Origin of the sequence: Geminicoccus harenae, from assembly GCF_019800005.1 — a bacterium.
Taxonomy (GTDB): domain Bacteria; phylum Pseudomonadota; class Alphaproteobacteria; order Geminicoccales; family Geminicoccaceae; genus Geminicoccus; species Geminicoccus harenae.
On record NZ_JABGCL010000070.1, the window covers coordinates 1 to 8,901 of the forward strand.

Annotated in this window: 3 protein-coding genes; all 3 read left to right on the top strand. The window is 74.3% G+C overall.

Annotation, left to right across the window (positions count from 1 at the left end):
• The coding region (locus HLA95_RS26040) for an SDR family NAD(P)-dependent oxidoreductase (protein WP_222184995.1) at positions 1–3,662 on the top strand (3,662 nt) is incomplete at its 5' end.
• The gene (locus tag HLA95_RS26045) at positions 3,659–7,516 is read left to right on the top strand and encodes a type I polyketide synthase (protein WP_222184997.1); all 3,858 of its coding nucleotides are present in this window, start codon (positions 3,659–3,661) and stop codon (positions 7,514–7,516) included. The genes HLA95_RS26040 and HLA95_RS26045, both read left to right, overlap by 4 nt.
• On the top strand, positions 7,513–8,901 hold a 1,389-nt coding region (locus tag HLA95_RS26050), incomplete at its 3' end, for a condensation domain-containing protein (RefSeq protein WP_255592275.1). The genes HLA95_RS26045 and HLA95_RS26050, both read left to right, overlap by 4 nt.

Genomic DNA, 8,901 nt, shown 5'->3' on the forward strand with positions numbered 1-8,901 from the left:
CGATCGACCAGCCGTTCGAGCTGCCCACCACCCCCGCACCCCACTACCCGTTCGAGCGACAGAGCTATTGGCTGGACGACCCGACCCTGACTCGTGCCGAGCCGGCCACGCCGCCTGCGCGCCCGGCGGACGAGGTCGGCGAAGAGAAGGTCTGGGGCTTCTACGACCAGCTGGCCGAGCTCGCCCGGACCTATCAGGAGCAGGCGGACGGGCCGGTGGACGGCCACCTGACCTTCGGCCTCCTGGATGCGCCCGAGCCCGGCTTCTCCTGGATCCGGGTCCTGTTCGAGGGCGCCGCCGCCGGCCGGCACCACGAGCTCCTGACCAGCTCGCAGCGCGCCATCAAGGAGCTGGCCTTCCAGTCCTTGGACCTCGGTGCCCTGCGCCGCGTCCTCGACTTCGGCTGCGGCCACGGGGCCGACCTGATCACCTTGGCCGGGCGGGCGCCGCATCTGGAGCTGCACGGTTTCACCATCTCGGCGCGCCAGGTCGCGGTCGGCCGTGCGCGCGCCGCCGCCCGGGGCCTGGAGGGGCGGGTTCACATCCACCATGGCGACAGCGCGCAGGACCCGTTCCCCGGCCGGTTCGACCTGATCTTCGGCTTCGAGGTCGCGGGCCTGATCCAGGACAAGGCCGCCCTGTTCCGCAACATCGGCAGCCATCTGAATCCAGGCGGCAGCATGGTGATGGCGGACTTCGTCGCGACCGGCGACCGGATCGCGGCACTCGACACCGCCTCCTTCACCCCCACCGCCCGCGACTGGGCCGAGCTGTTCGCCGGCCAGCGCCTGCGCATCACCGGCTGCACCGACACCAGCGCCGAGGTCGCCAACTTCCTGGACGACCCGGGCTTCGCGGAGGAGGTCGACCTTCTGGTCGCCCGCTACGGCTTTTCCGAGCTGACCCGCCGCCACCTCCTGTCCAACCACAATATCGGCCAGGCCCTGCGCCGCGGCCTGATGCGCTACCTGATCCTGACCGCACATCACGAGCCGGCCACCCGCCCGGAGCTGCTGCTCGCGGCCAACGAGGCGATCCTGCAGGCACCGAATGCCCGCGTGACCCTGCAGCCGGTCCCGGAAGCCGCCTGGTTCTACCGCGCCGAATGGCGCCTGCGCCGGGTGACGCAGCTGGCCGCGCAGCAGCGCGCGGTCCTCGACGAGCAGGTAGCGGCCGCCGCGGCACTGGAGGGCTTGGCCCGTCGGTTCGTCGCCGAGGCCGATCTCGCCACCGCCACGCCGGCACCGGCCTACCGTGCCCTCCATGCCCATCTCATGGCGAGTGCTGGCGCACCGCCGGCCGATGGGCCGACACCCCCCGACCTGCCCGAGGCGAAGCTGCTCCTGCGCTGCGGTCCGGCCCTGCGCGCGGTGATCGAGGGGCGCCGGGACCCGCTGGAACTGCTGTTCCCGGGCGGCGACCTCGCCGCCGCGACCGAGCTCTACCGGGACTCGCCCTTCACCCGTGCCGCCAATGCGGTCGCGGCGGAAGCGTTCGCTGAGCTCCTGGCCGGGCGTGGCCCGGCCCAGGTGATCGAGGTGGGCGCCGGCACCGGCGGCACCACCGCCGCCTTGCTGGACCGCCTGCGCCCGGGCGACCGCTATCTGTTCACCGACGTTTCCCCGGCCTTCGTCACCGCCGGCACGCGCCGCTTCGGCCTGGACGGCCAGCCCTTCGACCTGGAGCGCCCGCTGGCCGGGCAGGGGATCGAGCCCGGCCGGTTCGACATCGTGGTCGCCGCCAACGTCGTCCATGCCACCGCCAACCTCCGCCAGACCCTGGCCCGCATCCGGGAGCTGCTGCGCCCGGGCGGCGCCCTGCTCCTGGTCGAGAACGGCCGGCCCATGCTCTGGGGCGACCTGACCTTCGGCCTGACCGAGGGCATGTGGCGCTTTGCCGACCATGACCTGCGGCCGGACTACGCGCTCCTGCCGCCGCCTGCCTGGCTGCGTCTCCTGGCCGAGGCCGGCTTTGCCGCCGATGCCGTCGATGCCGGCACCGAAGCCACGGCCGCCGCATCGGGGCTGGTGGTCTATCTCGCCCGCCGCAGCGACCGCCGCGTCATCCGGACGGCTGGCGAAGATCTTGCCGGCGCCACCGACGTCATCGACGACCGCGCCCTGCAGGTGCGGGAGGCCGGCGAGGTGCCGGGCTTGGTGGCGGCGGTCCTGGACCTCGCCCGCCAGGCCGTCGCCCTGCCGGTGCCGCCGCGGCTCTGGCTGGTGACGCGCCAGGCCCGCTCCGTGCTGCCGGGCGAGGCCACGGTCCCGGCCCAGGCGGCCGTGCTGGGCATCGCCAACAGCCTGGCGCTGGAGCATCCGGAGCTCCGGGTCACTGTACTGGACTGCGACGACCCGGATCGCGCCCGCGCCATTGTCGGGCAGGATCCGGCCGAGACCAGGCTGGCCCTGCGCCGGGGCGAGCTGCACGCGCTGCGCCTGACGGGCATGCCGATGCCGGCGGAGCCCGTGACGCTGCGCGACGATGCCTCCTACCTGATCATGGGCGGGCTCGGCGGCGTCGGCCGGCAGGTAGCCCGGGAACTGGCCGCGGCCGGTGCCCGCCACCTGGTCCTGGCCGGCCCCACCCTGCGCGAGGTCGAGATCGAGGGGGCGAAGGTCACCCCGATGTGCTGCGATGCCGGCGATGCGGCCGAGGTCGAGGCGCTGATGCGCCGGCTCGCGATCCTGGACCCGCCGCTGCGCGGGATCTTCCATGTCGCGGGCGTGCTCGACGACGCGGTCCTGGACGGCCAGCGCGGCGAGCGGATCGACCGGGTGCTGGCCCCCAAGGTGACCGGTGCCGACCTGCTCGACCGGCTGAGCCGCGGCCTGCCGCTCGACCATTTCGTCCTGTTCTCCTCCTCGGCTGCCCTGCTGGGCTCGGCCGGCCAGGCCAACCACGCCGCCGCCAACGCCTTCCTGGATGCCCTGGCCGAGCGGCGCCGTGCCGAGGGCCTGCCCGGCCTGAGCATCGCCTGGGGTGCCTGGGGCGAGGTCGGTGCGGCGGCCAGGGTAGGCGACGAGGTCGCCCGGCGCGGCCTGCGCCCGATGCCGCCCGCAGCCGCCGCCCGTGCCCTGCGCCGCGCCATGGCCGGCAGCGATCCCGCACTCGGCATCATGGACGTCGACTGGGCCACCTTCTGTGCAAGGTTCGGCGGCCAGCCGCCGCCCTTGTTCGACCTGGTCCATCCCGCCATTGCCGCGGGCACGGCAGCCGCGGCGCCGGCCACGGCATCCGCCGCAGTCCCGGCCGCGGTCGCGGCCCGGGACTTCGCCGGCCTGCCGCCGGAGCATCGCTTCGACGCCCTCCTAATCGAGGTCCGCAGCCAGGCGGCACGGATCCTGGGCCTGCCCGGCATGGACGCGGTGCCGGCCGACGCACCGCTGCGCGAGCTGGGCCTGGATTCGCTGATGACCGTCGAGCTACGCAACGCCCTGGCCGCACTCGCCGGCACCAAGCTGCCCGCGACCCTGGTGTTCGACTGCCCGACCTGCCGCGAGCTGGCCGGCTTCCTCGCCGCCGGCCCGCTCTCCGCCCTGATCCGGCCGCCCGAGGCGGCGGGTGACGGCTTCGACGACCTGGGCACGGACGAGCTGGCAGCCCTCCTGGAACAGGAACTGCTGGCGGCAGGGCGCCATCTCGACGGGACGGCCGGATGAACGATTCGCTCAACGATCGTCTGAAGGAATCGATCCGGGCGATCGCGGCGCTGCGCGCCAAGGTCCAGCAGCTGGAATCCCAGCGCCCCGGGTCCCGGCGCGGTACGCCAGTCGCCGTGACCGGCATGGCCTGCCGGATGCCGGGTGCTTCGGACCTGGACGGCTTCTGGCGCAACCTCCTGGATGGCGTCGATTCGGTGGGCCCGGTGCCGGCGGACCGCTGGGACGGACAGGCCTGGCACGACCCGGACCCGGATGCGCCCGGCCGGATCGGCTACCGCCAGGCAGCGTTCCTCGACGGGATCGACCGGTTCGACGCCGAGCTGTTCGGTATCTCGCCGGCCGAGTCCGTCTCCATGGACCTCCAGCAGCGCCTGCTCCTGGAGGTCGCCTGGCATGCGCTGGAGGATGCCGGCTTGGCGCCCGACCGCCTGCAGCGCCGGCCGGTGGCTGTGTTCCTCGGCCTGAACAGCACCGACCACCTGCTCTCGGCCCTGGCCGACCCGGAAGCCGTCGACCCGCACATGCTGTCCGGCGCCGTGGCGAGCGTCGCCGCCGGCCGGCTCGCCTTCGTGCTGGGCCTGACCGGCCCGGCCCTGGTGGTCGACACTGCCTGCTCCTCCTCGCTGGTCGCGGCCCAGCTCGCGGTGGAAAGCCTGCGCCGCGGCGAGTGTGACGTCGCGATCGTGGGCGGGGCCCACCTCCTGCTCGAGCCGCACGTGCCGGTGGCCCTCAGCCGGGCGCGGATGCTGGCCCCGGACGGCCGCTGCAAGCCGTTCGGCGAGGGGGCCGACGGGTTCGGCCAGGGCGAGGGCTGCGGCGTAGTAGTGCTGAAGCGCCTGGGCGACGCCGAGGCGGCCGGCGACCGGATCCGCGCCATCATCCAGGGCGCCGCCGTGAACCAGGACGGCCGCTCCGCCGGCCTGACCGCACCGTCCGGCCGTGCCCAGGAGGCGGTCATCCGCGCGGCCCTCGCCGATGCCGGGCTGGACCCCGCCGCCGTCGACGCGATCGAGGCGCACGGCACCGGCACGGGCCTTGGTGACCCGGTCGAGATGCACGCACTGGCCAGGGTCTTTGGCGAGCGCGACCGCCCGCTCTGGGTCGGTTCCCTGAAGGGCAATGTCGGCCATCTCGCCGCCGGGGCCGGCATTGCCGGGCTGATCAAGGCCGTGCTGATGGCCGAGCACGGCACCGTACCGCCCTCCCTCCATTGCCGCCGCCTGAACCCGCATATCGAGCTGGAGGGGGCCGACCTGCGCGTTCCCGGCAGCCCGGCACCGGTGCCGCTGCGCGCCGTGGGCGTGAGCAGCTTCGGCTTCAGCGGCACCAACGCCCATCTCGTGGTGGCACCAGCACCGATTGTGCGAAACGAACCCGGGATCCCGGAGAACCACCGGCCACAGCTCCTGATCTCGGCGCACACGCCGCAGGCACTCCAGGAACTGGTCGCCGCCTACCGTGAAAGGCTGGCCCAGGCACCGGACAGTTTCCGCGACCTCTGCCACAGCGCCGCCGCCGGCCGCGCCAAGCTGCCCTGGTGGATCTGCGTCGGCCATCCCGACGAGCTCGCCACCGCCGTGCCCCGCCAGGGCGGCCATCCCGAGATCGGCCCGCAGCCCGGCCGCAAGGTGGCGCTGCCGCTCACCCCGCTGCAGGGCCAGGCCTTCCCCGCCCGCCGCAGCCGGGCGCTGCCGGCACCCGCAGCCTTGCCGGGCCGCTTCATCAACAGCCCGTCCGCCGACCGCCAGCTCGAGACCGTGCTCGACCTGGTCCGGCTGCCGTGGCTGGCCGACCACCAGGTCGGCAACCGGGTCGTCGTTCCGGGTGCCGTGCTCCTGACGCTGATGGCCGCGGCGGCACCACCGGACCGGCCGCATTTGGCCGACATCCGCTTCATCGACCCGGTCGTGCTGGACGGCCCGGTGCGCCTCGTCACCCTGGCCACGCCCGATGGCGAGATCACGGTCACGAGCCGCGGCGGTGCCAGCTGGATCACCCATGCCCGGGCCACCGCCAGCGCCATCGCCGCGACCCCACAGGTGGCAAGCCCGACTGCCGGCACGACCCTTTCCCGCGAGGCCTGGCGTAACGCGCTGGCCGGGCGGGGCATCACCATCGGCCCGGCCTTCCAGGCGATCCAGCGCATGGAGCGGGAAGGCGGCCGGTCCGAAGCCAGGCTGGAGCGCCCGGACGGCCTGCGCCAGGAAGGCGTGCCGCTCCATCCGGCCCTGCTCGACGCGGCCCTGCAGGTGGCCGGCGGCACGCTGGACGGCGAGGCGACCCTCTTGCCCGTGGGCATCGGCCGGGTCAGCCTGCTGGGTACTGCCGGCGGCCCGCTGCGCGCCACCGCCACGCGCCGGGCCGGCGGCGACGAGCCCGCCATCGACATCGTCCTGGAATCCGCCGGCCGCCCGGTCGCCCTGGTGGAAGCCATGCAGGTGCGGGAGGTGGCCGTGGCCGCCCCGGCGGACTGGCTGGCCGGCATCGCCTGGGAGGCCGCACCCGAGCCGACCCTCCCGGCGGCCCGGCCGGCCACGCTGGTGCGGGTGGGCGAGGCCGGCCTGACGCCGGCGGCAGCGCTCGGGGAACTGCGCCGGCTGGCGGCACTGCCATCGCCGCCGCGCGTCTGCCTGGTCATCCGTTCGACCGCGACCGACCCGGCTGCCGGGGCCGCGGTGGGCCTCGCCAGCGCGCTGCGCCAGGAGCGGCCGGAGCTCGACCTGCGCTGCATCGAGGCGGTGGGCGAGGTCACGGACGACGCCATCGCCGCCGAGGCCGCCCGCCCGGACGGCGAGCCCTGGATCCGCCTCACCGCTGCCGGGCGCGAGCGCCCGCGCCTGGTGAAGCTGCCGGTACCGGTGGCACCGCCCGCAGACCTGTCCGGCACCGTCCTGATCACCGGCGGGTTCGGTGGCATCGGCCGGGCGATGGCCGGCTGGGCGATCGCGCGCGGCGCAACCGCACTGGTCCTGGTCGGACGGCACCCGGCGCCGTTGCCGCCCATGCCTGTCCCGGTCATCCCGCTCGCCCTGGATGCCGCGGCCGCCGATGCCGCGGCCGTCATGGCGGACGCCCTGGAAGGCCTGCCGCCGCTGGGTGCGATCATCCATGCCGCCGGCCTGCGCGGCGATGCGCTCCTGGACGAGCTGACCCCGGAGCGGCTGGACGCGGTGCTGGCGCCGAAGCTCACCGGCGCCTTCGCCCTCCATGCGCTGAGCCAGCGCCACCCGGTCCGCCACTTCCTCCTGTTCGGCTCGATCGCGAGCTTCATCGGCGCTGCCGGTCAGTCCGCCTATGCCGCCGCCAATGCCGCGCTCGATGCGTTCGCCGCGTTCCGTGAGGCCCAGGGTCAGCCGGCGAAGGTCATCGACTGGGGGCGCTGGGAAGGCGAGGGCATGGCCGCCACACTGAGCTTGGCACAGCAGGCGCGCATCGACCGGCGCGGCATCCGGTCCATGCCGGTGGCCCAGGCGCTGGCCGCGCTGGACGCGGCGATCGCGCGGCCCGAGGCCAGGATCGTGCTGGCCGCGTTCGACCGGGCACTCCTGGCGGCCGCCGACCCGCCGCCGCTCCTCCAACGCTACCTGGCCGAGGTCCCGGCGCAGGAGGCGTCCGGCGACGACCTGGCGTCGATCGTCGCCCGGGTCCTCGGCCGCCCGGTCGAGCCGGACCGGCCGCTCACCGCCTACGGGCTGGACTCCCTGATGGCGGTCGATCTGCGCAACCGGCTGAACCGGCGGTTCGGCGCCAGCCTGCAGCTGGCCGACATCCTGTCCGGCATCGATCTGGCCGGGCTCGACCGGCGGCTGGCCGAAACGGCCGACGACGAGGTGGAGGTGCTGACCCTATGAGTATCGCCGACCTCGTTCGCGACCTGGAGCGCCGCGGCGTCGAGCTGGCGGTGGACGGCGAGGCGCTGACCATGCGTGCGCCGAAAGGGGCGCTCGCCGAGCACGACCGCGAGGCACTGCGCCTGCGCAAGGGCGAGATCCTGGCCTGGCTGAAGGGCGAAGCCGCCGAGGCGGATGGCGGCAGCTTCCCGCTCACCGACATCCAGCAAGCCTATCTGGTGGGCCGCGCCGCCGAACTGGAGCTGGGCCGGGTCGGCTGCCATGCCTATCGCGAGTTCGAGGCGGAGAGCTACGACCTCGCCCGGCTGGAGGAGGCCTGGAACCTTCTGGTCCGCCGCCACCCGATGCTGCGCGCGGTGTTCACCGGCGACCGGCAGCAGGTCCTGCCGGAGGTGCCCCACTACAGGATCGAGGTCACCGACCTGCGCGGCGACCCCGAGGCCGCCCGGAAGCTGGACTCGATCCGCGCCGAGCGCTCGCACCACGTGTTCGACCCGTCCGGCTGGCCGCTGTTCGACATCCGCGCGACCTTGCTGGACGACCGGGTCCGCCTCCATGTCGGCGTCGACCTGCTGATCGCCGACGCGGTGAGCCTGGTGCAGCTGTTCCAGGAGTGGGGCGCGCTCGCCCGAGACCCTGGCGCGGCGCTGCCGGCACCGGAGGCGAGCTTCGCCCAGCACTGCCGGGCGCTGGCCCGCCGCGGTGCCGGTGCCGCGGAAGCCTACTGGCAGGAGCGCCTGCCGACCCTGCCGGGCGGGCCCGACCTGCCGCACCGCAAGCTGGATGGCCCGCCCCGCTTCACCCGCCACACCCACCGCATCCCCGCCAAGACTTGGACGGGCCTGAAGGAAGCCGCCCGGCAGCGCGGCATCACGCCGTCTGCCCTGCTCGCCACCGCCTATGGCGACATCCTGGCCGCCTTTTCCCGGCAGCCGGGCTTCCTGATCGTCCTCACCACCTTCGCCGCCCCACCCGGCATGGCGAACGTGGTCGGCGACTTCACCTCGACGATCCTGCTGGAGGTGGACACCACGCCCGCCAGCTTCGCCGAACGGGCCGCCGCCCTGCAGAAGCGCCTGGCGGAAGACCTGGACCATGCCGCGATGAGCGGCGTGCGGGTCATGCGCGAGCTGCGCCGCCACCGCCCGGACATCACGCCCGCCACCGCAGTGTTCACCAGCACGCTGGGCCACCAGGTGCTGGGCGGGCGCTCGCCACTCGCTTGGCTCGGCCGCACCGTCCACGCCATCACCCAGACCCCGCAGGTCGCGATCGACCACCATGTGGTCGAGGAGGAGGGCGACCTGCTGGCCTCCTGGGACGTGGTGGAGGACCTGTTTCCTGCTGGGGTGGTGGGTTCGATGTTCGCGGCCTACGGCCGGCTG

Bases quoted from the DNA above. Each gene is read 5' to 3' on its own strand.
- HLA95_RS26045 (WP_222184997.1), top strand. From the start codon at position 3,659: ATGAACGATTCGCTCAACGATCGTCTGAAGGAATCGATCCGGGCGATC.